21 protein-coding genes and 1 other RNA gene are annotated in these 24,214 nt (G+C 67.4%); 17 read left to right on the top strand and 5 right to left on the bottom strand.

Annotated elements, in window-relative coordinates:
* Nucleotides 1-660 precede the first annotated feature (660 nt).
* From D2E24_RS09775 to D2E24_RS09815, 10 genes are all read left to right on the top strand, one after another.
* Nucleotides 661-1,212 carry a hypothetical protein gene (locus D2E24_RS09775; protein ID WP_125969142.1) on the top strand — a complete coding sequence of 184 codons (552 nt, stop codon included), beginning with the start codon at nt 661-663 and terminating at the stop codon, nt 1,210-1,212.
* 4 nt (nt 1,213-1,216) lie between these two features.
* On the top strand, nt 1,217-1,627 hold the full coding sequence (locus tag D2E24_RS09780) for a hypothetical protein (protein ID WP_125969143.1): 411 nt from the start codon (nt 1,217-1,219) through the stop codon (nt 1,625-1,627).
* Between the two features lie 39 nt (nt 1,628-1,666).
* Nucleotides 1,667-2,074 carry a hypothetical protein gene (locus tag D2E24_RS09785; protein WP_125969144.1) on the top strand — a complete coding sequence of 136 codons (408 nt, stop codon included), beginning with the start codon at nt 1,667-1,669 and terminating at the stop codon, nt 2,072-2,074.
* A complete protein-coding gene (locus tag D2E24_RS10390) occupies nt 2,055-2,219 on the top strand; it encodes a hypothetical protein (RefSeq protein ID WP_164521093.1) in 165 nt (54 codons plus the stop codon). Before D2E24_RS09785 ends, D2E24_RS10390 begins: the two co-directional genes overlap by 20 nt.
* Before the next feature lie 74 nt (nt 2,220-2,293).
* Nucleotides 2,294-2,971, top strand: coding sequence for an SH3 domain-containing protein (locus tag D2E24_RS09790; protein WP_241222961.1), 678 nt, complete (start codon nt 2,294-2,296; stop codon nt 2,969-2,971).
* Between the two features lie 11 nt (nt 2,972-2,982).
* Nucleotides 2,983-3,255 (top strand): phage holin, encoded by a 273-nt coding sequence (locus D2E24_RS09795; protein WP_125969146.1) that lies wholly within the window; start codon nt 2,983-2,985, stop codon nt 3,253-3,255.
* A gap of 320 nt (nt 3,256-3,575) precedes the next feature.
* On the top strand, nt 3,576-4,073 hold the full coding sequence (locus D2E24_RS09800) for a helix-turn-helix domain-containing protein (RefSeq protein WP_241222963.1): 498 nt from the start codon (nt 3,576-3,578) through the stop codon (nt 4,071-4,073).
* Nucleotides 4,074-4,190: 117 nt separating this feature from the next.
* Entirely contained in the window at nt 4,191-4,442 is a 252-nt protein-coding gene (locus D2E24_RS09805) for a DUF3046 domain-containing protein (protein ID WP_125969147.1), read from the top strand.
* A gap of 255 nt (nt 4,443-4,697) precedes the next feature.
* Complete coding sequence (gene recA, locus D2E24_RS09810; RefSeq protein ID WP_206430967.1) at nt 4,698-5,819, top strand: recombinase RecA; 1,122 nt, start codon at nt 4,698-4,700, stop codon at nt 5,817-5,819.
* 5 nt (nt 5,820-5,824) lie between these two features.
* The gene (locus tag D2E24_RS09815) at nt 5,825-6,565 is read left to right on the top strand and encodes a regulatory protein RecX (protein WP_241222962.1); all 741 of its coding nucleotides are present in this window, start codon (nt 5,825-5,827) and stop codon (nt 6,563-6,565) included.
* A gap of 16 nt (nt 6,566-6,581) precedes the next feature.
* Here D2E24_RS09815 and rnpB read toward each other — a convergent pair.
* Nucleotides 6,582-6,950, bottom strand: an RNA gene (gene rnpB / locus D2E24_RS09820) — RNase P RNA component class A.
* A 235-nt stretch (nt 6,951-7,185) separates the two neighbouring features.
* Here rnpB and hpf point away from each other — a divergent pair.
* The 3 genes from hpf (at nt 7,186) to trpD (ending at nt 12,271) form a co-directional block, all read left to right on the top strand.
* A complete protein-coding gene (gene hpf / locus D2E24_RS09825; protein ID WP_125969149.1) occupies nt 7,186-7,845 on the top strand; it encodes a ribosome hibernation-promoting factor, HPF/YfiA family in 660 nt (219 codons plus the stop codon).
* 201 nt (nt 7,846-8,046) lie between these two features.
* Nucleotides 8,047-11,043 (top strand): preprotein translocase subunit SecA, encoded by a 2,997-nt coding sequence (gene secA / locus D2E24_RS09830; RefSeq protein WP_125969150.1) that lies wholly within the window; start codon nt 8,047-8,049, stop codon nt 11,041-11,043.
* Between the two features lie 181 nt (nt 11,044-11,224).
* Nucleotides 11,225-12,271, top strand: a complete 1,047-nt coding sequence (gene trpD / locus D2E24_RS09835; protein WP_125969151.1) for an anthranilate phosphoribosyltransferase — start codon at nt 11,225-11,227, stop codon at nt 12,269-12,271.
* A 119-nt stretch (nt 12,272-12,390) separates the two neighbouring features.
* On the opposite strand, the gene D2E24_RS09840 is transcribed toward trpD, so the two are convergent.
* Nucleotides 12,391-12,954: a hypothetical protein gene (locus tag D2E24_RS09840; protein WP_125969152.1), complete on the bottom strand. Its 564-nt coding sequence runs from the start codon at nt 12,952-12,954 to the stop codon at nt 12,391-12,393.
* 41 nt (nt 12,955-12,995) lie between these two features.
* Here D2E24_RS09840 and D2E24_RS09845 point away from each other — a divergent pair, with 41 nt between their 5' ends.
* On the top strand, nt 12,996-13,688 hold the full coding sequence (locus D2E24_RS09845; RefSeq protein ID WP_125969153.1) for a lysophospholipid acyltransferase family protein: 693 nt from the start codon (nt 12,996-12,998) through the stop codon (nt 13,686-13,688).
* Nucleotides 13,689-13,838: 150 nt separating this feature from the next.
* Here the strand turns inward: D2E24_RS09845 and D2E24_RS09850 are convergent, their stop codons facing one another.
* Nucleotides 13,839-16,145 carry a Stk1 family PASTA domain-containing Ser/Thr kinase gene (locus D2E24_RS09850; protein ID WP_125969154.1) on the bottom strand — a complete coding sequence of 769 codons (2,307 nt, stop codon included), beginning with the start codon at nt 16,143-16,145 and terminating at the stop codon, nt 13,839-13,841.
* A gap of 101 nt (nt 16,146-16,246) precedes the next feature.
* The gene (locus D2E24_RS09855; protein WP_125969155.1) at nt 16,247-17,314 is read right to left on the bottom strand and encodes a polyprenyl synthetase family protein; all 1,068 of its coding nucleotides are present in this window, start codon (nt 17,312-17,314) and stop codon (nt 16,247-16,249) included.
* Between the two features lie 188 nt (nt 17,315-17,502).
* Between D2E24_RS09855 and D2E24_RS09860 the strand changes: the two genes are divergently transcribed.
* The 3 genes from D2E24_RS09860 (at nt 17,503) to D2E24_RS09870 (ending at nt 22,258) form a co-directional block, all read left to right on the top strand.
* On the top strand, nt 17,503-18,288 hold the full coding sequence (locus tag D2E24_RS09860) for a DUF4192 family protein (RefSeq protein ID WP_125969156.1): 786 nt from the start codon (nt 17,503-17,505) through the stop codon (nt 18,286-18,288).
* Between the two features lie 77 nt (nt 18,289-18,365).
* Entirely contained in the window at nt 18,366-19,781 is a 1,416-nt protein-coding gene (locus D2E24_RS09865; protein WP_164521095.1) for an RNA polymerase sigma factor, read from the top strand.
* Between the two features lie 167 nt (nt 19,782-19,948).
* Nucleotides 19,949-22,258 carry a DNA gyrase/topoisomerase IV subunit B gene (locus D2E24_RS09870; protein ID WP_125969158.1) on the top strand — a complete coding sequence of 770 codons (2,310 nt, stop codon included), beginning with the start codon at nt 19,949-19,951 and terminating at the stop codon, nt 22,256-22,258.
* Nucleotides 22,259-22,466: 208 nt separating this feature from the next.
* On the opposite strand, the gene D2E24_RS09875 is transcribed toward D2E24_RS09870, so the two are convergent.
* The gene (locus D2E24_RS09875) at nt 22,467-23,903 is read right to left on the bottom strand and encodes an aspartate ammonia-lyase (RefSeq protein ID WP_125969159.1); all 1,437 of its coding nucleotides are present in this window, start codon (nt 23,901-23,903) and stop codon (nt 22,467-22,469) included.
* Between the last annotated feature and the right edge of the window lie 311 nt (nt 23,904-24,214).

Consider the following 24,214-nt stretch of genomic DNA (forward strand, 5'->3'; position numbering starts at 1 on the left):
AGCGGTCAGCGGGCGTCCCCGTTCCCGGCGACGACACCCCCCGGATCATCAACGACAGGGCGAGAAAGTCATACCGGAACCGGCGACCCGGTCCCGACCATCGGGACCTACTAAACATGGTAATGGGTGGGGCTTCCTAACCCGCCTTCTCCTGTTCGTCGCTCTGTGTGGGAGCTGGTCGCATGAATCGGCTCATCACACACGGACAGCCGGTCGGACATGTGCTGATGGATGGTCGGCGTGCGACCGTCATCCACAACGGACAGGTGCTGGTGTGGGACAGGCCGAATCTGTTCCCGCGATTGACTCCGGTCTCTGCGAATGGCTTGAGCTGGACGTTCGACGGGACCAGCTATCACTGTGTCGGTACTGCTACCGCGTGGGGCAGTATGAGAAGAGTCCCCATTGCTTTACAGCCGGGACGATATTCAATGGCTCGAACTGTTGGTTCAACGCGAGGACGATTATACTCAGAATTCCAGTACTGGACCTCGGCCGGTACTGCGATGATGGCATCGCCATTTCTAGAGAGTTTCGTCGTCGATCGAGCCCAAACCGTGAATTGCTCCATAGTGCACAATCCTGGCGTCGCCCTCGACGACACGATCATCCCCATCCTGCAAAAGCTGGACTAAAACCACTCCCGCAAGGGGGTGGGCGATGAGCAAACTCCTCCTAGGCGGCAAGCAGGTGGCCGCCGCATATTCGCAAGGTCGGAGGGTCGGTCTCCTCCTCAACAACAGCAGACCTCTTTTGTCGCGCAACCTGTGTGGATACGGGACCGCCACCGACATCAACGGTATGACCTGCGAGCTGGCGCCAGACCTCGGACTGCACATCACATCCGCATCGCTGACTGCCGGTAAAGGTGTCGTCTGGGATATGGGAATCCTCCATCCCGGATGGTATCATATTCGACCCATCGGCGACGAGTCACACGAGGGCGACACCTACAACCTTGTGTATATCGCCGCCATCAATATGGAAAACATGTCGAGATGGGTATATTGGGACGCAGGCAAGGGCGACAACATGTACTTCCGCATATCGAGGGACATGCATTTCGGGTTGGCCGTCGTCGGGAAGATCTTATCAACGGGTAAACCATTGGATGCGGTGCTACACCCGATGATCGCGGAACATCAATCGTGGCCGACCCAGTGGGTTCCCCCAATCCATATTAATGGTGTCGGGGGGGGGATATCACAGTGAGAACTTGATAACCAATCCCAGCTTCGAGTCCGACGAATCGTGGGAGTTGTGGGATAATAACGCGTTTTATGTCGAATCCAACCTCACGCTGCTACCGCATTCCGGGAATCGGTTCCTCAATTCGCAAATCCAGAACACATGGGTTGCGATACAAAGAGTCGCTATCACAGAACCCGGCACCTACGAATTATCTGCATATTTCGCGTCCGGTGCCATCGATCGATGGCACATGCTCGGCGTCGTAAGCCCAGACAGCGTATGGCTCGCATCCAAGACATGGGAGCGAGCATCGGCCGTCATGACATGGGAGCGACGCGCTCTGACTGTGGATATCCCCAAACCGATGACCGTCCAAATCCAGCTCGGCGGCAACTGGCCACGCATCGACGACGTCGCACTCGTGCGCGTCAAATGACATCAATCCATCATCATGAGAGGGAGGAGCCATGACCTGATGACCCCTATCTGGGTGACCATCCTGGTCGCCATCATCACATCCACCGGCGGCGCCATCGCAGGAGCCGGCATCAAGCAACTCGACCGGCTCAGCCGTCTGGTCACGCGGGACAATCTCGACGACGCCCTCGACGACAGTCGGCTCATGCGCGACGTGCGCGGCAAACTCGACCGCGATTGGGACCGGTTCGACCAACTCGACCGCGAACTGCGCGCCGCCCGCCTCGACCTGCTGAGGGTGGAGCTTTTCGCCCACACGAACAACCGCACCCAGCATGAGCGGCAGTTGGAGGCCGGCAAGGAGTATCTGGATATGGGCGGCAACGGGTACGGACACGCCAGGTATGACGCGCTCAGACAGGATTATCTGCGGAGGGAGGCGGATTGTGACTGGCTCTACCGGTGATCCGTGGGAGCGACTTCTCCTGATCGTGCTCGCGATCGGTGTGCCGCTGATGCTGCTCGCCGTCGCGGTCCCGCTTCTCATCTGGCACATCGCAATCCCGTTCGTGAAATTCCTGGCGGTCGTGCTGTACTGTCTGGCCGCCTGACGGCCATGCCCCGCACCATCCGATGCGGGGCTTTATCATATATCGCCCCGACCGGGGCGGGAAAGGAGCCCGTCATGACCATGACGGTCGACCAATTCATCAACACCTGCACCGGGCGCACCGTGGACGTCGACGGCGCGTACGGAGGCCAATGCTGGGACCTCTGGAGCCGGTACGCGCAGGACGTGGCCGGCGTGCCGCAGTCCGCGACCAACACCACCTCGGGTTATGCCGACAGCGTCTACACCCAGACCTGGGGCAACCAGCCCCGACTGCAGGCCGCGTTCGACAAGCTCGGCCCGGACATCACCCCGCGCAGGGGCGACGTCGCGTTCTGGTCGCGCTGCGCCGCTTATCCTGGCAGCCATGTCGCAATCGTGCTAGCCGACCAGGGTGCGAATCTCCTGTGCCTGACCCAGAATCCGGGTGCGACACGACAGGCGGCTCTGACCAAGGCCGGCCTGCTCGGCTACCTGCGCCCCAAGACAGTCACCGCTCCGGCGCAGTCGGGGCCGATTGTGGTGGCCGGCACGTACCTGGTGGACGTGGACGCTCTCAACGTGCGCCACCGCCCGTCGACGTCCGGCGCGGTCGTCGCGACCTACCGGCGCGGCCAGACCGTGAATCTGGACGCGTGGGGCGTGTACGCGGACGGATACCTGTGGGGCCGCTACACCTCGTACGGCGGCCAGGTCCGCTACATCGCGATCGGCACGCAGGGCGGCGACTGGTACCTCGCCCTCCAGCAGTGAGAGGAGTCCCCATGGCCGATGACACCACAGTTACCCCGACGACTCCGGACGCGGGGGAGAGGCCGCCGGCTGTCAGTGCCGGCACCATCGCCCGCACCATCGTCCTGCTCCTCGCCCTGATCAACACGATCCTGGTCACGATGGGCGTCGACACGATCCCCATCGCCGACGAGAGCATCAACCAGCTCGTGTCCCTGGCATGGACGGTCGGCGCGAGCCTGTGGGCCTGGTGGAAGGACAATCCCGTCACCGCCCGCAGCCGCGCCCGCCACGCCGCCCACTGACCACAGCGCCCCGTTCCCCTGCCATGGGGGAGCGGGGCGCCTTCGTCGTTTTCAGCTGACAGACACTCCCGACGTGCAGCCGCCGCGACAGCCTACAATGAAGAAGGAAAACAAAATAGGGTGAACCTAGGGTGTGCCCATTGAGCGCATAGCGGCGCAAGTGTTGGAAACACTAGCATCAGTGAAACTTGAGTCTGTTTTAAGCAAGTTTTCAGGAATAGTTCGGGCGTGTCGCCGATTGGGGATAGTGGAAGCAATGAGCGAAACGCCCAAGGAGGGCCGAGATGGACACGATGACCCGCACCGCCGAAACCCGCACCATGGAGAAGACCGGCCAGGACCGCCCGGCCGCGATGATGGCGCGCCCCGGCAGCGCGCGCATGCGCGACCTGACGCCGGCCCAGCGCCGCGCCGTCATGTTCGCCCAGCAGCAGGTGATCGCCGCGCGCGCCGCGAAGAAGGCCAAGGACGAACGCCAGGCCGCGTTGACCCGCATGTGGCGTCAGGCCGACGGCGAGCTCGACGCCGAGACCACGGCCTCGACCCGCTCACAGAACGTCGCCGGAGCGTCGCACGAGCTGTCGCTGCGCGAGGCGATCGGCCAGGTGCTGCGCGAGCTGCGCACCGGCGATCGCAAGACGCTGCGCGAGGTCAGCGAGAAGGCCGGCGTGTCGCTCGGCTACCTGTCCGAGGTGGAGCGCGGCCAGAAGGAGGCGAGCTCCGAACTGCTCAGCTCGATCGCCGAATCGCTGGGCGTGGGCACGCCGCAGATGCTGCGCATGGTCGCCGATCGGCTCGAGGCCGCCGGCGCTCGCTAAGGGCGTGTCGGACGGCCGGATCGACGGCCGGGGCCGACTGCCGGATATGACTTGGGCGGGACGACTCTCCGAGGGAGGGGTCCCGCCTTTCTCGTGCGGTGCGCTAGAGTGGGCGTCGTGCGAGAACGAGAATTCTGGGAACTGGTGGACGAGGTGTTCGGCCGCGCCTACGGGCGCAGCTTGGCGCGCGACCAGCGCATGGACCGGCTGGGCGGCCGGAACGTGATCGAGGCGCTGGAGGCGGGGGAGGAGCCCCGCGTCGTCTGGAACGTGCTGTGCGACCAGATGGGCGTGCCGGACGGCGAGCGCTGGGGCGCCGACCACATGGCGCCGCCGATGCCCAAGGGCGGGCCGCGGCTGTCCCGGTAGCCGCATCGCGGCGCGCCCGCCACACGGATTCGAACAGATGTTCGCATGTGGTCCTATAGTTATCCACAGCGAACGGCCATCGGTCATGATGGCCACCGCGATGCGACACGCCGTATAACCGTTGCGGCGTAAGGCTTCCGGACGCATGCGCCATGCATGCGGCGGAGCCTTCGACCACAACGCCCGTTCCGGCCGCCGCCGGCGCGCGGCATGGCGTACGCTGGTCGCACTGCGGCATCGATGAAGGAGAACAACATGGCACAGCAGGCGAAGAACGCGGCGAAGCAGGCGGACACCGGGGCCCCGGGCATCGACCCGCGCCGTCAGGCGGCACTGGAGACCGCGCTGGCGCAGGTCGAGAAGAGCTTCGGCAAGGGCTCGGCGATGCGTCTGGGCGACCGCCCCGAACAGGATGTCGAGGTCATCCCCACCGGATCGCTCGCCCTCGACATGGCCTTGGGCATCGGCGGCCTGCCCAAGGGCCGCATCGTGGAGATCTACGGTCCCGAATCCTCCGGCAAGACCACGCTCGCGCTGCACGTGGTCGCCAATGCGCAGAAGGCCGGCGGCGTCGCGGCGTTCATCGACGCCGAGCATGCGCTCGACCCGGTGTACGCGCGCAAGCTGGGCGTCGACACCGATTCGTTGATCGTCTCCCAGCCCGACAACGGCGAGCAAGCGCTGGAGATCGCCGACATGCTGATCCGCTCCGGCGCGCTCGACGTGATCGTCATCGACTCGGTCGCCGCGCTGGTCCCCAAGGCCGAGATCGAAGGCGAGATGGGCGACAGCCACGTCGGCCTGCAGGCCAGGCTCATGAGCCAGGCGCTGCGCAAGATGACCGGCGCGCTCTCGCAGGCCGGCACCACCGCGATCTTCATCAACCAGCTGCGCGAGAAGATCGGCGTGTTCTTCGGCAATCCGGAGACGACCACCGGCGGCAAGGCGCTCAAGTTCTACTCGTCGGTGCGTCTCGACATCCGCCGCATCCAGACGATCAAGAACGGCGACGAGGCGGTGGGCAACCGCACCAAGGTCAAGGTCGTGAAGAACAAGATGGCCCCGCCCTTCAAGTCCGCCGAATTCGACGTGCTGTACGGCGAGGGCATCTCCACCGAAGGCTCGGTGCTCGACATGGCGCTCCAGTGCAACGTCGTGCGCAAGTCCGGCTCCTGGTTCACCTACGACGGCGACCAGCTGGGACAGGGCCGCGAGAACGTGCGCAAGTTCCTCAAGGACAACCCCGGCATCACCGAGGAGATCGGCAACAAGGTCAAGGTCGCGTTCGGCCTGATCCCCGCCGAGGACCAGTTCGCCGAAGGCGAGGGCGCCGACGGCGACGGCGCGGCCGAGACCCCGGCCGGCGAGGAGGCCTGATCCGCGTGATCAGCGCCGAGGACTTCCTCGCATCGGTCGGCGTCCCCGCCGCACCCGCGGCGGCGGACGGACGTTCCGGCATCGCGTATTCCGCACAACCGGAAGACCGTGTCGGCGACGCCGGTGATTCCATGCCGTCGCCGGCGTCGCCCGGCTTCGGAGCCGCCGCATACGCGCGTTTCGGCACCGTCGCCGGCGCGGACGGCGCCGATGCCGATTCCGATGCGGCGGACGACGTCGAGCCGAACCGCACCGGCGGCTCCCCGCGTCAGGTCGACGCGTCGGAGGCCGATGATCTGGACTCCTGCCGCGAGGCGGCGCTGCGTCTGCTGGACGCTGCGCCGCGCGCGTCGGGCGCGCTGCGCGACCGTCTGCTCGCCAAGGGATACGGGGAGGATGTCGTCGAGGACGTGATCGACCGGCTGTCCCGGGTCGATCTGATCGACGACGAGGCGTACGCGCGCAGCGCCGTACGCTACTGCGCCGGCCGTCTGATGGGATCGCGCGCCGCCGTGGCCGAGCTGGTGCGCAAGGGCGTCGACCGGTCCACCGCCGGCCGCGTCGTGCGCGAGGCGGCCGAGAACGGCGTGTTCGAGGAGGCCGTATGGGAGCTGGGCCGCCGCTACGAACGCAAGACGCGGGGAATGGAACGCGCCAAGCGGCTCAACCGGTTCTGGGCCGCCGGCGGTCGCAAAGGGCACGATCCGGCCGAGCTGCGCCGCGTCGCCGCCGAACTGTTCCGCTGAACATGAGGAAAAGAAGAAGGTGAGACCTCTTATACCCCGGGTTCTGTCACGCCGGAAGACCGGCGCGGATGGCCATCCATCTCGACCTGACGTCGCCGCCAGGCTCTAGCAGCCTACCCGAAGGCATCGGGCGAGCAGCCCTCAAACGCCTTCTGCTTGGCCTTGCTCCCGATGAGGCTTGCCATGCGGCTCCTGTTACCAGTCGCCCGGTGGTCTCTTACACCGCCGTTTCACCCTTACCGGCCTAAGCCGGCGGTCTGTTCTCTGCTGCGCTATCTCTCAGGTCACCCTGGGCGGACGTTATCCGCCATCGTGCTCTATGGAGCCCGGAAGTTCCTCAGCCGCCTCGAACGAGCGATGCGGCCGTGGCCATCAAGAGGTCTCAAACGCACAATAATACACGACCGTCTCCCGGCGTGTCCCGGTGTCGCCGCAGGGCGTATCCGATGCGTCGGCCGGGGTGTCGGATGCACGGAAAACACGCGGGAAACGCCCAAGATTCTTCGGGCGCGTCACCCGGAAAAACACGGATGGTCGGCTACAATGAATCCTACCGACGGCGATGCAGCCGTTCGGCTCGCCAAACAGCGGGTAGCACCGCTTGAGTTAGGGAGGTCCACATGGAGATCATCGTTACCGGACGTCATACGCAGGTCAAGCAGAGGTTCCGTGACGTCGTCGAAAGCAAGATGAATCGTGTGACCGCTATCGCCCCGGACGCCCAGCGCGCGCAGATCGTGCTGACGCACGAGGGCAACCCCCGTCAGGCCGACACGGCCAAGCGGGTGGAAATCACCGTCATCGCCGGCCGCACCGTGGTGCGTGCCGAGGCGTCGAGCACCGACGAGTTCAGCGCGCTCGACATGGCCCTCGACAAGCTGACCCTGCGTCTGCGCCGCACCCGCGACCGCCGCAAGGACCACCGCCGCGGCTACAGCGAGCCGGTGCCGGTCGATCTGGGCGTCGTGGAGCCGGTGGCCGAGGAGGAGCCGGTCGTCGAGGAGGAGCCCAACAACAGCCCGGCCGCCGCGGTCGCGTCCGATCTGGGGCCGGGGGAGTCGGTCGAGGTCCAGGTCGGCGACACCCCGATCGTGATCCGCCGCAAGCTGCACATCGCCGAGCCGATGACCATCGACGAGGCCCTGTACGAGATGGAACTCATCGGCCACGACTTCTTCCTGTTCGTCAACAAGGAGACCGGCCGTCCGTCCGTCGTCTACCACCGCCACGGCTGGAGCTACGGCGTGTTCGAGATCGACACCCCGGAGAACGTGCAGTGACCCGCTGATCGAGGCAAGCATCTGAAAGGGACCCGTGCGGACAGCCCGCACGGGTCCCTTTCGCATGGACGCCCGATGCGACGGCGGGAAACCGTTCGGAAAAATCGGCGTGTCCGCATAATATTGGACGAAGTTTGCGCCCATTTGGTGACAAGTGGGCTATGCTCGTTTACGGTAACCGAACTCTATAGGGAGCGAAACGTGGTAGATATCGTCGATAAGGCCCTGCGCATGGGCGAAGGCCGCCAGATCAAGCGACTGGAAGGTGTGGCCCAAGCCGTCAATGCGCTCGAGGATGAGATTTCAGCCCTCAGTGACGAGGAGCTCAAGGGCCAGACCGCCAAGTTCAAGCAGCGCCTGGACAACGGTGAGAAGCTGGACTCGATCATGCCGGAGGCGTTCGCCACCGTGCGTGAGGTGTCCAAGCGCACCCTCGGCCAGCGCCATTTCGATGTCCAGCTCATGGGCGGCGCCGCCCTGCACTGGGGCAACATCGCCGAGATGAGGACCGGCGAGGGCAAGACGCTCGTGGCGACGCTGCCGAGCTACCTGAACGCCCTCGAAGGCAAGGGCGTGCACGTCGTGACCGTCAACGACTACCTGGCCAGCTACCAGAGCGAGCTCATGGGCCGCATCTACCGCTTCCTGGGCATGAACGTCGGCTGCATCATCACCGAGCAGAAGCCGCCGGAGCGCCGCAAACAGTACAACGCCGACATCACCTACGGCACCAACAACGAGTTCGGCTTCGACTACCTGCGCGACAACATGGCGTGGGAGAAGAGCGAGCTGGTGCAGCGCGGCCACCACTACGCCATCGTCGACGAGGTGGACTCCATCCTCATCGACGAGGCCCGCACCCCGCTCATCATCTCCGGTCCGGCCGAAGGCGACGTGACCCGCTGGTACCGCCAGTTCGCCCGCCTCGTGCCCAAGATGGTGCGCGACGAGGATTACGAGGTCGACGAGAAGAAGAAGGTCATCGGCATCCTCGACCCGGGCATCGCCAAGGTCGAGGACTTCCTGGGCATCGACAACCTGTACGAGCCGAACAACACCGCCCTGATCGGCTACCTGAACAACGCGATCAAGGCCAAGGAGCTGTTCCTCAAGGACAAGGACTACGTCGTCACCCACGGCGAGGTGCTCATCGTCGACGAGCACACCGGCCGCATCCTGCCGGGCCGCCGCTACAACGAGGGCCTGCATCAGGCCATCGAGGCGAAGGAGAACGTCGAGGTCAAGGCCGAGAACCAGACCTTCGCGACCATCACCCTGCAGAACTACTTCCGCATGTACGACAAGCTCGCGGGCATGACCGGCACCGCCGAGACCGAGGCCGCCGAGTTCATGGGCACCTACAAGCTGGGTGTGCTGCCGATCCCGACCAACAAGCCAATGGTCCGCGTCGACCAGGACGACCTGATCTTCCGCACCAAGAAGGAGAAGCTGGCCGCGATCGTCAAGGACGTCGCCAAGCGCCACCACAAGGGCCAGCCGGTCCTGCTGGGCACCGCCAGCGTCGAATCCTCCGAGATCGTCTCCTCGCTGCTCGACGTGGCGAAGATCCCGCATCAGGTGCTCAACGCCAAGCAGCATGAGAAGGAGGCGGCCGTCGTGGCCGTCGCCGGCCGCAAGGGCGCCGTCACCGTCGCCACCAACATGGCCGGCCGAGGCACCGACATCATGCTCGGCGGCAACGTCGAGTTCCTCGCCGACGCCAAGCTCAAGGCCGACGGCTACTCGCCGGAGGACACGCCGGACGAGTACGAGAAGCGCTGGCCGGGCACCCTCGCCCAGATCAAGGAGCAGGTCAAGGACGAGCACGAGGAGGTCGTCGCGCTGGGCGGCCTGTACGTGCTGGGCACCGAGCGCCACGAGTCTCGCCGCATCGACAACCAGCTGCGCGGCCGTTCCGGCCGTCAGGGCGATCCGGGCGAGTCCCGCTTCTACCTGTCGCTCGAGGACGACCTGATGCGCCTGTTCAACACGCAGCTCGTGGCCCGCGTCATGGCCAAGGGCATGCCGGAGGGCGAGCCGATCGAGTCCAAGAGCGTCTCCAAGGGCGTGCGCACCGCGCAGAAGGCCGTCGAATCCCGCAACTTCGAGGTGCGTAAGAACGTCCTCAAGTACGACGACGTGATGAACAAGCAGCGTACCGTCATCTACGCCGAGCGCCAGGCCGTGCTCAAGGGCGAGGACATCCACGACGACATCCTGCGCTTCTTCTCCGACACCGTGCTCAGCTACGTCAAGGGCGCCAACAACGGCTCCGACAAGCCCAAGGACTGGGATTGGGAGGGCCTGACCAAGGCGCTCAAGACCGTGTTCCCGATCGAGTTCGACATCGAGGCCGCCAAGGACGCCGCCGGCAAGGCCAAGGGCGAGAAGGCCGCCGAGGCCGTGCGCGACGTGCTCGTCGAGACGATCGACGCCGAATACGCGAAGTTCGAGGAGAAGATCGGCGCCGAGGGCCTGCGCCAGCTCGAGCGCCGCGTCGTGCTCGCCGTGCTCGACCGCAAGTGGCGCGAGCACCTGTACGAGATGGACTACCTCAAGGACGGCATCGGCCTGCGTGGCATGGGCCAGCGCGACCCGCTGGTCGAATACCAGCGCGAAGGCTACCAGATGTACAACTCGATGGTCGAGGCCATCAAGGAGGAGAGCGTCCAGCTGCTCTTCCACGTCGACGTCGAGCAGGTCGCCCGCACCGAGGACGTGACCACCGAAGCCGACGAGGACGTGGCCGTCGACCAGGCCGAGGCCGCCGTCGGCATCACCGAGGAGACCCCGGCCGAGGATGCCGCGGACGTCGAGGAGGGCGCCCAGGAGGCCGAATCGACCGAAGCGGACGACTCCGTCGAATCCGCCGAGGAGACTCCGGCCGAAACGCCTGCCGAGACCCCGGCCGTCGAAGCCGAGGAGCCGGCCGACAAGCCGTCCGCCGAGGAGGCCGAGGCCATCGCCGAATCGGCGAAGGAGTCCGCCGCCGGCGAGGCGGTCGCCCCGGTCATCGCCGGTCCGGCCCCGATGAGCCATGCCGAGGGCAAGGTCCCGGCCAACAAGCGTCCCAAGAGCGAGGAGCTCAAGACGCCGTGGGCCGACGGCCGCACCTTCCCGGGCACGCGGAAGAACGACCAGTGCCCGTGCGGTTCGGGCCGCAAGTACAAGATGTGCCACGCCAACAACGAGGCCTGAGCCATCCTGCGTCATCACGGCCATAGGCCGCTGAGGAACGCCTGATCGGGAACGGCGCCGCCCCATCCACGGGGCGGCGCCGTTCTGCTATATGGAACGCTCCGTGATACGGGCGCATCCGAATCGTTAGAATCGGCGACGACACAACACACACGGCGCGCATACGCCAAGGAGGGGCATCATGGCCGAGATCACATGGAAGTCGATTCTCACCAAGCTGGTCGGTGGCGACCATCTGAGTGCGGAGGAGTCCTGGTGGTTCGTCGACGACCTGATGCAGGGCAATGCGAACCCCGCGGCCGTCGGCGCCGTGCTGGCGCTCCAGCAGCAGCTGGGACTGACCGCCGACGAGGTCGCCGGCGCCGCGCGCGCGATGGTCGCCCACGCCGTGCCGCTCAACGTGGCCGGCGAGACGACCGACATCGTCGGCACCGGCGGCGACGGCGCCGCGACCGTCAACCTGTCCACGATGGGCTCGGTCGTCGCCGCGGCGGCCGGCGTGCGCATCGTCAAGCACGGCAACCGCGCCGCGTCGAGCAAATGCGGCGCCGCCGACGTGCTCGAAACGCTCGGCCTGCCGCTGGGACTGCGCCCCGAAGCGGTCGGCGCGGTCGGCGACCAGGTGGGCATCACCTTCGCGTTCGCCAAGACCTTCCACCCGGCCATGCGCTACGTCGGCCCGATCCGCGCCGCGCTCGGCGTGCCGTGCGTCTTCAACATCCTCGGCCCGCTGACCAACCCGGCCAAGCCGGCGCACGTGGCCATCGGCTGCGCCAACCGCGCGATGAGCCCCATCATGGCCGACGTGTACGCGGCCAACGGCCAGAGCGGCATGGTGTACACGTCGCACGAGGGCCTCGACGAACTGGCGCCCACCGGCCCGGTGTCCGTGTGGGAGATCCGCGACGGGAAGGTGAGCGAGACCGAATTCGACCCGGTCGCCGAACTCGGCCTCGACAAGGTGACCGTCGCCGACCTGCGCGGCGGCGAACCCGCCGTCAACGCGCAGGCGTTCCGCGACTTCCTGGCCGGCAAGGCCATCCCGTCGCGCAGCACCGCGCTGCTCAACGCCGCGTCCGCGATCGTCGCCGACGCGCACCTGATCGGTGACGGCACGCTGGCGGAACGCTTCCGTGAGGCGTACGCGCTGGCCGAGCGCACCGTCGACTCGGGTGCGTCGGCCGCGCTGTTCGACGAGTGGATCGCCGCCGCGCAGGCCAAGGCCTGACGGGCGTCATCCGCGACCTGATACGACGGCGGGTGGCGACGGCTCCGATGCCGTCGCCACCCGCTTCGTGTATGTCCGTCGGCGATGATCATCTGACGATGCAGACCGCCGGACGCATGTCAGACGCGCGCGCCGTCGTCGGTCCACCCGTCGCGCGTCTGCGTATGGCCCTTGTGCTGGATGATCAGACCGGCCGCGCCGATCAGCGCACACAGGCCGAACACGCTGCCCAGCAGCGCGGCCAGCGTCGGCACGAACACGCTGGCGATGATGCCGGCGATGCCCGCGACCAGCAGGATCCAGAACACGAGCTTGGACGTCTTGACCGGACCGATGCTCGGGTTCGGGGGAGTGAAGTCGCTGCCGTAGCGGTCCATCACGTCGTCGGCGTCGAGCCAGCTGGAGTTCGTCGTGTCCCTCGGACCCCGCGCGCGGGCGCCCATGGAGATGCGGTCGTCGGTGAACACACCCTCGTCGAGCTGCTCGATGCTGACCAGCATCTCCTTCTCCTTGCGCTGGGCGTGACGTTCGAAGCGTTTGGCGCTGCGGGACCGTTCCACGTCGCGCAGCTCGTCGGCATGGCCGCGAGCGAAGCTCTCCCACGCCGCGTCGAGGTCGTCGCCGTCATTCGGCGTGGGGTTTGGGCGTTCGTCGCCGGCGTTGCTATTGTTGAGGTCAGTCATACCCACCACTTTAGCGACTCAATCCCAAAAGGGGCGTGAACATGCTGTACTGGTTTTTCGTCAAGGGCTTCGGCGGCATCGCCCGTCGCCGCTTCAGCCCCACCGTCACCGGACTGGAGAACATCCCGCGCGAAGGCGGCGGCATCATCGCCGCGAACCATCTGGCCGTGATCGACGACGCGCTCATCCCCATCACCTGCCCGCGCATGGTGCATTTCATGGGCAAGGCCGAATACTTCGAAGGCAAGGGCATCAAGGGCAGGTTCAAGAAGTGGTGGTTCACGTCCGTGGGCGTGTTCCCCGTGGACCGTTCCGGCGGCTCCAAGTCGCTCGGCGCGCTCGCGCACGCGCGTGAGATCATCGAGGACGGCCACCTGTTCGGCATCCACATCGAAGGCACGCGCAGCCCCGACGGCCGCCTGTACAAGGGCCACACCGGCGTCGCCCGACTCGCGTTCGAGACCGGCTGCCCGATCATCCCCACCGCGCTCATCGGCACGCGCGAACTGCAGAAGCCCGGCACCGTCATCCCCGGCAAGGGACGCACCGAGGTGCACTACTGCAAGCCGATCGAAGTGCAGCGCAAGGAGAATCCGACCCGCGAGGACCTGCGCGAGCTGACCGACCGCGTGACGCGCGCCATCGAGGCGCTGAGCCGTCAGGAGTACGTCGACGAGTACGCGCAGGTCGTCAAGCAGCGCATGAAGGAGCAGGCCGAGGCTGCACAGGCCTGAGCCTTGCTGAGCGATCGGCATCGTTCCGACGTTCCGGACTGGATGGCTGGTCCGGACGGCGGCACGACGTCGATATGACAGGGCGGTGGCATCCCTTCCGGGGTGCCACCGCCCTTCTCGTCCGTCGATTGCGCGCCGCTCGCCCGACGTTCACACGATGGTGAGCGTGATTACCGTCGCCTTGCCGTTCTCGTCGCGCAATCGGACCTGACCGCCGTTCGACAGGTCGGTGTCGCCGTTCTTGATCGAACGCACCGTGCCGAACAGGCCGCCGAGCACCTTGTCGGTCTTCACGTCGAAGCCCAGCGCCTTGAGCTGCTTGGTCACGTCGCTCTCCTGCTTGCCTATCAGACCGGACGGTATCGTCGCCATCTCCGGTCCCTTGGAGACGACCACGTCGACGCTGTCGCCCCAGTGCAGCTGCGCGCCCGGATCCTGCGACGTGGAGATGACCGATCCCGCCGGCACCTTGTCGTCGTATTGCTCCGTCACGTTCGCGGTCAGGTTCGCCTCCTGGAACGCGGCCTCCATCTCGTCCTTCGTGCCGCCCACGACGTTCGGCATCGCCACCGGCATGGGGCCCTTCGACAGCGCGACGGTGAGCGGCGCATTATGGTCGAGCGTCGTGCCCGCCTCCACGGCCGAGCCGTCCTCGCCGGTGAGCGATATCACGGCGCCTTCCGGCAGCTCCATCGAATACTCGTCGGCGTCCTTGTCGTGCGTCACATTGTCGAAGCCGGCCTTCTGCAGCGCGGCGAGCACGTCGGTGCCGTTGGCCGACGTGATGTCGAACAGGTCGGCGGGGACCGTGGCCTGCTGCACGCCCTTGGACACGACGACCTTCACCTTCGTGCCGTCGCGCTTGCCGATGCGCGCGCCCACCTGATCCGGGTCGGCGGACACGATCGCGCCGGCCGCCACGTCGTCGCTGTACTCCTCGCTCGCCTCATACGGGATGTTCGCCACGCCCAGCACGCTGCGGTACGTCTCCCAGTCGGCGCCGGCGATCGAGCAGGCTCCCTGCTGCGGGCAGGAGACGTCGTCGGGTTTGGGCAGCGACCAGTAGCTGCCGGGACCGAGGAAATACCACCAGGACGAGCCTCCGGCCACGCCCGCCGCGGCCAGCAGGACGATCACCAAGGCGATGACCAGCGGCTTGCGGGAGCGGTGGCGGCGCGGCTTGGCGTCCGTCGCGGCGCCGCCGGCCGTGTCGGACGTGCCGGCCTGCGATGCGGCGCTGCCGTCGGCATGCGACGACATGTCGAACGCCTGCGTGGGCGCGCCGTCGTCGATCGGAAGCGCGGTGGTCGGATGGACGGTGTCGAGCGGCTGCGTCGCCGGCACGTCGTCCGTGCTCTCGGAGGCCGCCGCGGATGCGCTTGCGGATGCGGCGGTGTCGCCGGCGTCCGTCGCCGTCGCGGCGGCGTCTGCGCCGGCATCGCCGGCGGGAGCGGAGGGAGCGGCGGCGGGCGGCACCGGAGGGGCGGCGAGCTCGGCCGTGCCGGCATCCGCGGCCGCCGCCGGCGGTGCGGGAGGCGCGGGCATCGCCATCGTCGTCTCGGCGGGGGAGGGCAGCGGCGGGCGACGGTACGTCCACGACGAGATGTCGAGCGTCGACGTCAGCTCGAGCAGTTCGCGGGCCGCCTCGACCGCGTCCGCCGGACGCGCGTCGACGGCGCGCGCGGTCAGATGCCCGAGGAACGCGGCGACCTTCGGGTCGATGCCGGGGCAGTGCGCGGCGATCGACGGCACGTCCTCGTGGACGTGCTTGAAGACGAGCGTGACGGGATTGTCGGAGACGAACGGCACCTCGCCGGCCAGCATCTCCCACGCCATGATGCCCACCGAATACAGGTCGCCCTGCGGCGTGGCCTGATTGTTCTCGATCATCTCCGGCGCCAGATACGCGGCGGTGCCCAGCAGCATGCCGGTCGACGACAGCGTCGCCTGCGAGGCGGCCTTCGCCAGACCGAAGTCGGTGATCTGCACGTGGCCGCGCTCGTTGATGAGGATGTTCTCCGGCTTGATGTCGCGGTGGACGACGCCGGCGCGGTGCGCAGCGGCCAGTCCGTCGAGCGTCTCGGCGACGATGCGCAGCGTCTCGCGCACGGTGAACGTGCGCTGCTCGTTCATCTCGCGGCGCAGGTTCACGCCGCGCACGAACTCCATGACCAGATAGTCGAGCCCGTCGGTCTCGCCGGTGTCGTACACCTGCACGATATGCGGGTTCGCGATCGCGGCCGCCGACTGCGCCTCGCGCCGGAACCGCTCCACGAACTGGGCGCGGTATGGTCCCTGCGCCAGCTGCGTGTGCATGATCTTGATGGCCACCGTGCGTCCCAGGCGCTCGTCGGTGGCCTGATACACCGTGGCCATGCCGCCCTCGGCGATCTTGCGGATGATGCGGTAGCGTCCTTCGATCAGCTGCCCTTCGGGGGTGCTTGCGGCTTCACTCATCTTGGTCGTCCGGTCCCTCTTAGTCCCATGTCAGTCTGACACACAGTGTACATGGGGGCGGTCATCTGACACGGTGCCGTTGCGCGGTCCGCACGGCGCGCTCACAACGACGGCACGAACCTCGCGCATACGGCGAGCAGCGCGTCGCGGGCGGCCACATCGAGACCCCACGCGTCGACGGCACGGACCGTGTCGTCCCACAGGTCGGCGATGCGCGCGCGGGAGCGGGCGATCGCACCGGAAGACTCGAACAGGGCTATCGCGCGCGCCACCTGATCCGCGTCGCGCGACGGCGCCTCGAACATGGCGCGCAGCTCGTCCCGTCCGGCCGCATCCGCGCCCTCCAGCGCGTCGGCGAGCAGCACGGTGCGCTTGCCTTCGCGGATGTCGCCGCCCACGGGCTTGCCGGTGGCGCGGCTGTCGCCGACCACGTCGAGCAGGTCGTCGGCCAGCTGGAACGCCAGACCGAGCGGGCCTCCGACGGCCAGCGCACGCCGGCGCGCCTCGTCGGCCGGCGTGCCGGCGGCGATCAGACCGAGTTCGATCGGCGCGATCGTGGTGTAGCTGGCGGTCTTCCAGCGGAACACGTCCAGCGAGGCCGCGGCCAGGCGCTGCGGGTCGTCGAGGGAGGCGAGTTCGACGGCCAGGTCGAGCACCTGACCGATCTCGACCTCGCGGTGCATGTTGAGGAACGCCGCGGTGAGCCGGTCCGCTCCGTGCAGGTTCCGTGCCGCCTCGTCGGCGATGGCGACGCTGGCGGTGGCCAGCAGGTCGCCGAGCATGATGCCCAGTCCCCGTCCGATGGCCTCGTCGCCGGCGAGCGCGGCCATCGCCTTGTGTGCGGCGGGTTTGCCACGGCGCAGGTCGGAGTCGTCGATGATGTCGTCGTGGACGAGGGCCGCGGTCTGGAACACCTCGATGCCGCACGCCAGGTCGAGCATGGCGTCGCGTGCGTCCGGGGCGCCGGCCGCGGCGTCGAACGCGGCGAGGGCGAGGATCGCGCGCAGCCGCTTGCCGCCCTCGCTCGAGACGAGCGCCTGCCGGGCGACGTCGGCCATGACGGCGCCGCATGCCGGATCGCCCTCCCCGGCGCCTGGGACGGCGATCGCACGGGCGACGAGCTCGCCGATGCGGGATTCGATGAGGTCCAGTTGGATGTCGCTGTTCATGACCACAAGGTTATCCACAGGGTTTTACGAACGGCAAAACGGCGTGATTCCAACGCTGAGGAGCTTTCGACCACAATGGTGCGATAGTGGTGGCCGGACGGCTCGGATAGGGCATAGTGGAATCGTGCGGCGGGGGCCGCACCGCACCGGCGCCGCAGCCGGTGCGATCAGCGTGAAGGGGGGCCATCATGACGGACCATGTGACGCAGGAGCGGTTGGAGGAGCTCGAGCGGCGGTTCCGCGCGGACCGCAGGAAGCGGGGACCCAAGGTCGCCGACCGGCACTGGCTGGAGGATCCGCTGCGCCGATGGGCGAGCGGGCTGGAAGGTGTCGGCTGGCCCGACGGGGACGGTTCGCCGCCCGGCGGGGGCGCGCCGGGCGGGGAGGGGCTGCCGGACGGAGCCGCCATCCCGCCCGAACCCGTTCCCGAGGACGATGACGGCGAGGCGAAACCCATCCCGTCGCCGTTGGGCGACGACGCCGTGGCGATGCTGGCCGTGGGCATGCGCGACTCGCTGTCGGTGCGCGACGCGCTGATCCTGTCGCTGGTATCGGACGAACCGTGTCCGCCGGCGACGCTGCTCGACATGGCGGCCACCCCCAAGGAACGCGATACGCGGGAGATGATGACGGGCATGGTCGCGGAATCGTTCGAGAACGCCGCGCACACGCCCGACTGGGATCGCTGCGAACGCGGTCTGGCGATGTTCGACGACCTGATCGCGTCGGTGCCGTCGCCCTGGCAGGTGCAGCCGTTCGCCGCGATGGCCTACATCCTGTGGTGGGCCGGGAGCGGGATCGCCGTGCGGTATGCGCTCGCGGCGCTGACGCTGGACGAGGGGTGCTCGCTGGCCGCGATCGTGTTCTCCATGCTGGACAAGGGGATCCGTCCGGCATGGCAGGGCGGGAGGATCCGACGGACGGGCGGGGCGGGCGACGGGGAAGGCGGGACGGAGGCCGACATCGACGACTGACGACACGGGAATAATCGTCCTTGGAGGATGGTTAACTCCAATAGTTGACGATTTGCCCTTGCCAGAAGTGCGCCCATATGCTACATGGACGACTTCCGGCGGGAACATGCAGGAGGATGAGCTTGGCCAAGAAGGAAGCGACGGCAACCCAGGGCGACGCCGAAGAGAGCAAGAAGGCGCCGTCCGCCAAGAAGACCGCCACGGCGAAGAGGAAGACCGCCACGAAGTCCGCCGCGGGCGCGAAGCGCAGGACCGCGGCGAAGAAGGAGGAGCCCGCGGCTCCGGTCGAGGCCGTCGACGAGGAGACGACGCTGGACGACGACGAGCAGGACATGCCCGCCGACCTGGACGCGCTGGACGAGGATCTGGACGACGAGCCGGCCGACGACGACATGGACGACGACTCGTCCGACGACGACGAGATGGACGAGTCCGAATCCGACGACGAGGAGGACGAGGCCGAAACCGAGAAGCCGGAGCCGCCGAAGGCCAAGGGCGCGTTCGTCGTGCGCGACGACGATGACGACGACAACCTGACCCCGTCGGGCAACCCGAAGCGCCGCGTCATCGCCGCCGGCGCCACCGCCGACCCGGTCAAGGACTACCTCAAGCAGATCGGCCGCGTGAGCCTGCTCAACGCCGAACAGGAGGTGGACCTCTCCGAACGCATCGAGGCCGGCCTGTACGCGCAGCACCTGCTCGACACCGAATCCGAGGGCATGGACTTCAAGCGCAAGCGCGAGCTCAAGTGGGCCGCGAACGACGGCAAGAAGGCCAAGGACCACCTGCTCGAGGCCAACCTGCGACTCGTCGTGTCGCTCGCCAAGCGCTACACCGGCCGCGGCATGCTCTTCCTCGACCTCATCCAGGAAGGCAACCTCGGTCTGATCCGCGCCGTCGAGAAGTTCGACTGGAAGAAGGGCTTCAAGTTCTCCACCTACGCGACCTGGTGGATCCGCCAGGCCATCACCCGCGCCATGGCCGACCAGGCACGCACCATCCGCGTGCCCGTGCACATGGTCGAGGTCATCAACAAGCTGTCGCGCGTCCAGCGCCAGATGCTGCAGGACCTGGGCCGCGAACCCACGCCCGACGAGCTGGCCCGCGAGCTCGACATGCCCGTCGAGAAGGTCCAGGAGGTCCAGAAGTACGGCCGCGAGCCGATCTCGCTGCACACGCCGCTGGGCGAGGACGGCGACTCGGAGTTCGGCGACCTCATCGAGGACACCGACGCCATCGCCCCGTCCGACGCGGTCGCGTTCTCCCTGCTGCAGGAGCAGTTCAAGCAGGTGCTCGAGACGCTCTCGCCGCGCGAGGCCGGCGTCATCAAGATGCGCTACGGCCTCGAGGACGGACAGCCCAAGACGCTCGACGACATCGGCCGCGTGTACGGCGTGACCCGCGAGCGCATCCGCCAGATCGAGTCGAAGACCATGTCGAAGCTGCGCCACCCGTCCCGTTCGCAGACGCTGCGCGACTTCCTCGACCAGTAACCGGCAACGCCGGCGGTCTGGCCACCGGCTCAACGCGACAACGGCGCCCGCACTGAGGGCGCATCCAACGAGGGAGGGGACACGGACGTCCACATACGGGTCCGGGTCCCCTCCCTCGACTAGTTTTCACCGTCGGACACAAGACCGGCGAACCGCGAAGGAGAACCATGCCCGAATCCTATGGTGCCGACAGTCTGACCGTGCTGGAGGGCCTCGACGCCGTCCGCAAGCGTCCAGGCATGTACATCGGCACGACCGACAGCCAGGGCCTGATGCACTGCCTGTGGGAGATCATCGACAATTCGGTCGACGAGGCGCTGGCCGGCGCATGCGACCACATCACCGTCACCCTCCACCGCGACGGCTCGGTCGAAGTGGCCGACAACGGCCGCGGCATCCCCGTCGACGTGGAACCGAAGACCAAGCTCACCGGCGTCGAAGTGGTGCTCACCAAGCTGCACGCCGGCGCGAAGTTCGGCAACTCGTCCTACAACGCGGCCGGCGGCCTGCACGGCGTCGGCTCGTCCGTCGTCAACGCGCTCAGCTCCCGCCTCGACGTGGAGGTCGACCGCGACGGCAGAACGCACCACATGGCGTTCCATCAGGGCCATCCGGGCGTGTACACGGACGCCGACCCGGCCAGCCCGTCGCCCGACTCGCCGTTCAAGCGCACGCGCAAGAACCGCCCCACCGAACTCGAGATCGTCGGTACGGTGCCGGCGAACGTGACCGGCACGCGTATCCGCTACTGGGCCGACCCGGAGATCTTCAACGACACCGCGCGCTTCAGCTACGACCAGCTCATCGACCGCGTGCGCCAGACCAGCTTCCTCGTGCCCGGCCTGCGCATCACCGTCATCGACGAGAACGTGCCGGAATCCGCGGCGGACAGCGCGGCGGACGCCGAGCCGCAGGATGCGGCCGCGACGACTGACGCGGCCGCCGCGTCCGACGGCGCGGGCGAAGCCGTCGCCGACGTCGCGGCTGCGGTCGAACCGGCCGAACCGGCCGACGCCATCGAGACGGGCGGATCGGCGGAGACGTCCGAACCGGCGACCGAGCCGAGGCCGGCCGCGCCCGCATACGACCACGAGCGGGTCGTCGAATTCCACCACACCGGCGGCGTGCGCGACTTCGTCGACTTCCTCTCCAAGGGCGAGCCGATCTCGGACGTGTGGCGCATCACCGGCGAGGACACGTACGAGGAGGAGACGCAGGCCGTCGACGAGAACGGCGACCTGCACGCGCGCAAGGTGACCCGCACCTGCGGCGTCGACATCGCGCTGCGCTGGGTCAACGGCTACGACACCGTCATGCGCAGCTTCGTCAACGTGGTCGAGACGCCCGGCGGCGGCGCCCACGTCGACGGCCTCATGGCGTCCATCACCCGACAGGTGCGCAAGACCGTCGAGGACAACGCGCGCCGGCTCAAGGTCAACCTCAAGGACGCGGCGCAGAAGGTCGAACGCGACGACATCATGGCCGGCCTCGTCGCCGTCGTCACCGTGCGCATCGCCGAACCGCAGTTCCAGGGCCAGACCAAGGACGTGCTCGGCACCGCGCAGGCGCGCCCCATCGTCTCCCGCATGACCGACCGCCAGTTCGGCGAGATGATCACCGGCTCCAAGCGCGGCTACAAGGAGCAGTCCGGCCGCGTGCTCGAGAAGATCGTCGGCGAGATGCACGCGCGCATCCAGGCGCGCAAGACCAAGGAGGTCACGCGCCGCAAGAACGCGCTCGAATCCGCGTCGATGCCGCCCAAGCTGTCCGACTGCCAGCCGGGCAACGACGACGTGGCCGAACTGTTCATCGTCGAGGGCGACTCGGCGCTCGGCACCGCCAAGGCCGCACGCAACTCCGCGTTCCAGGCGCTGCTGCCGATCCGAGGCAAGATCCTCAACGTGCAGAAGGCCAGCCTGTCGCAGATGCTGTCCAACAAGGAGTGCGCGGCCATCATCCAGGTCGTCGGCGCCGGCTCGGGCGCGAGCTTCGACATCGACCAGGCCCGCTACAACAAGATCGTCATGATGACTGATGCCGACGTGGACGGCGCGCACATCCGCATCCTGCTGCTCACGCTCTTCTACCGCTACATGCGGCCGCTCATCGAACAGGGACACGTGTACGCGGCCGTGCCGCCGCTGCACCGCATCGCGCTCGCCGGCCCGCGCAAGGGCGAGGTGATCTACACGTACTCCGACGATGAGCTGAACGTGAAGATCGCCGAACTCGAACGCGACGGCATCGCCTACAACCCCGACATCCAGCGGTACAAGGGTCTGGGCGAGATGGACGCCGACCAGCTGGCCGACACGACCATGGACCCGCGCACCCGCATGCTGCGCCGTATCCGCATGGAGGACGCCGAGGAGGCGGCCGGCATCTTCAGCCTGCTCATGGGCGACGACGTGCCGCCGCGCAAGCGGTTCATCGTCGACAACGCCGACGACTTCGACCGCTCCAAGATCGACACCTGATCGGTGGGCGTGTCGGGGTGGGGTGCCGCCCGTATTTGGGTGGATCCCCCCCCGACACGCCCGGATTGCGTATACGGAACGGCGGTTGCCCCAGGATGCCTCGGCGTGTCCTGCGGCAACCGCCGTTTCGTATGACCAGTCCGGGCGTGTCGTCGTGTGGACGACGAGGAACCGGCGTCCGCACGACGACACGCCTACCTCACGTGCCTCACTGACGTTCCCGACAGGTCTGGCCCAGCCGCCTCGACAGGGCGATCGGGTCGAGCAGTCGGTCCAGATCGTCGTCGGGCAGTCCGGACAGTTCGCCGGCCACGTCGCGCACCGTGCGCCCGCTTTCGGAGGCGCGGCGGGCGACGTCGGCGGCCCGCTCGTAGCCGATCGCGTCGTTGAGCGACGCCGACGTCGACGGCGACGACGCGGCATGCCGGCGTCCGACGGCCGTGTCGACGCGGATGCCGTCGACGCAGCGCTCGCGGAACATCGCCATCGCACGCGTGATCGTATCCATGCCCTCCAGCAGCGTGTGGATGATGACCGGGTCGAACGCGTTGAGCTGCAATTGGCCTTCGGCCGCGGCCCACGTGACCGTCGTGTCCATGCCGAACACCATGAAGCAGCACTGGTCGACGCATTCGGGGATGACCGGGTTGACCTTGCCGGGCATGATGCTGCTGCCGGCCTGCCTCGCCGGCACGGTCAGGTCGCCCAGTCCGCAGTGCGGTCCCGAGTTGAGCAGGCGCAGGTCGTCGGCGGCCTTCTTGAGATGGACGGCGAGGTTCTTGACGGATTGCGACACGGCGATGTAGGCGCTCATGTCGGTGACCGCGGCGATCGGGTCGGGCGCGGCGGTGACGGGCAGGCCGGTGATGCGCGCCAGATGCGCGGTGGCGGCCTCGCGGAAGCGCAGGTCGGCGCAGATGCCGGTGCCGATGGCCGTGCCGCCCAGGTTGAGCACGGTCAGGCGCGGCACGAGCGCCTCCAGTTCGGCCAGATCGGTCTTGAGGAACGTGGCGAACGCGTGGAACTGCTGGCCGTGGGTCATCGGCACCGCGTCCTGCAGCTGCGTGCGGCCGATCGTCACGTCGTTGATGTGCCGGTCGGCGAGCTCGTGGAACGCGCGCATGAGCCGTCGCGTCTCCTCGGCGAGCGGGCCGAGCGCGTCGACGAGCGCGAGCTTGGCGGCCGCCGGATACGTGTCGTTGGTGGACTGGGAGTGGTTGACGTGGTCGTTGGGGTGGATGCGCGCGTAGTCGCCGCGCGGCCGTCCGATGATCTCGAGCGCCCGGTTGGCGAGCACCTCGTTCATGTTCATGTTGAGCGACGTGCCGGCGCCGCCCTGCAATACGTCGACGGGGAACTGGTCGGCCAGCGCCCCGTTCTCGATCTCCATGCAGGCGGCGACGATCGCCGAGGCCGCATCGCCGTCGATGAGGCCGAGTTCGCGGTTCGCCTCGGCGCAGGCGCGCTTGACGGTCGCGTACGCGCGCACCAGCTGCGGATGCTTGGCGTCGGGGATGCCGGTGACGGTGAAGTTGCCGATCGCGCGTTGCGTATGGATGCCCCAGTACACGTCGCCGGGGATGGCCATCTCGCCGATGCAGTCGTGTTCGATGCGTGGCGGGGGAGTGTTGCGTGTGGTCGTCATGCGTACCATCATCGCCCGGATGCGCGCGACTCGCCATGATTGCGCTGTGGGCGTCGCGCCCGCGTGTGTCGCCGGCGCGACACGCCGACGGAAAACCGCTGGCTACCGATTGGTAATTATCGCCGGTCGCGACTAACATACGTACGAGCGTACAGCAACCGCAATCAACGCCGATGGACAGGAAAGGGGCTCTTCGCATTTTGGTGTGTAAGGGCCGTGCGGTTTGATTCGGTGTGTGATTGAAAAAATGAATGAAACCGCGCGGCTTGGTATTGAGTCTAGCGCGTTCGACGGCCGGGTCCTGCTCGGCC

It is taken from the genome of Bifidobacterium samirii, assembly GCF_003952945.1.
Classification (GTDB): domain Bacteria; phylum Actinomycetota; class Actinomycetes; order Actinomycetales; family Bifidobacteriaceae; genus Bifidobacterium; species Bifidobacterium samirii.